The organism is Acinetobacter sp. UBA2063 (assembly GCF_002333245.1).
Lineage (GTDB): Bacteria > Pseudomonadota > Gammaproteobacteria > Pseudomonadales > Moraxellaceae > Acinetobacter > Acinetobacter parvus.
This window is the reverse complement of record NZ_DDAH01000144.1, coordinates 4,741-5,743: the sequence shown is the minus strand read 5'-3', so window position 1 is coordinate 5,743 and position 1,003 is coordinate 4,741. Positions and strand designations below refer to the sequence as shown.

The 1,003-nt window shown below is 38.0% G+C and carries 2 protein-coding genes; both read right to left on the bottom strand.

What is annotated here, in order from left to right; genetic code table 11:
* Positions 1–64: 64 nt before the first annotated feature.
* Positions 65–739: a hypothetical protein gene (locus tag B4H32_RS06565; RefSeq protein WP_286800958.1), complete on the bottom strand. Its 675-nt coding sequence runs from the start codon at positions 737–739 to the stop codon at positions 65–67.
* Between the two features lie 109 nt (positions 740–848).
* On the bottom strand, positions 849–1,003 hold a 155-nt coding region (locus tag B4H32_RS12835), incomplete at its 5' end, for a hypothetical protein (RefSeq protein ID WP_414630950.1).

The following is a 1,003-nucleotide window of genomic DNA, read 5'->3' as shown; positions in this document are numbered from 1 at the left end:
TTACGGCTATTCGGATAAATTCTGGATATTTAAAAAGCACCTTAAGGCGCTTTTAGTAGAGCTATCATTTATTTACAACAAAAAACAGAAACATTAAACAACAGAATACTATTATTCCAGCCATTGCGCTTGTGAAATTTTGGTTTGAAACCTCTTGCTCCAAGGCTTGCTGGTTTAGTTTGGTGGTCTCATCATTCAATGCATTTGTGAGTGCAATCATTTCATCGGCCATTAGGTTTAAAAAAACCTCTTGATCCTCAATACTAAATTTTTTCACAAATTCAGCCTGCACATCACTCAAGTCATTCGAGGCTTGATACAAGCTAATACCTTGGGTGTTTGCTATGGATTTCATTAGATCACTTCTTGCTTGTACAAGCATTCTAATGTTGCTTCTTGAGAATGGGTAAACTACCTGTATCCCATATAGATCGCCCGCATGCCCCGCATTGTTGAATTCTGAGCTTTCTGGATAGCTATACCATTCTTTTGGTGCAGCACTAGCCTCTTCCGCATGAATTCTCTCAAAATTAGATTTTTCTTCTTCAGAAATCTGCGCGAAAAAGGTATCAAAAATATCAACCACTTCTAGGAATGCTTGATCCTCTGTTAGGCCATTATTAGCCTGAAGTTCTTTTTTAAACTCCAACTGCCTCTTTAAAACCTCCCTTATTTCACTTCTAATTAGTGGCGAGTGAATAGTCACCCCAAAAAGCTCACCTAATATTTTTTGTTCCATATCCCACCCCTTGGTTATCGAGACAAGATACTAATTATTTGGATAAAAAAACACCCTTTTGATTAAAGAGTGTTTTTAATATTGATCTTATATCGCTTATAGTCAGGAATTATGCTGACTTTTTCGCCATATTGTTTTTACGGATTGTAATCATTACCAACTGAACCGCGGCAGGTGTTACGCCAGGAATACGACTGGCCTGTGCCAATGTTTCTGGACGTACGGTTTTCAACTTCTGTGTGATTTCTCGTGACAGACCTGAAA

Excerpts from the sequence above, each read along its gene's own strand:
- B4H32_RS06565 (WP_286800958.1), bottom strand. The coding sequence starts at position 739 with ATGGAACAAAAAATATTAGGTGAGCTTTTTGGGGTGACTATTCACTCG.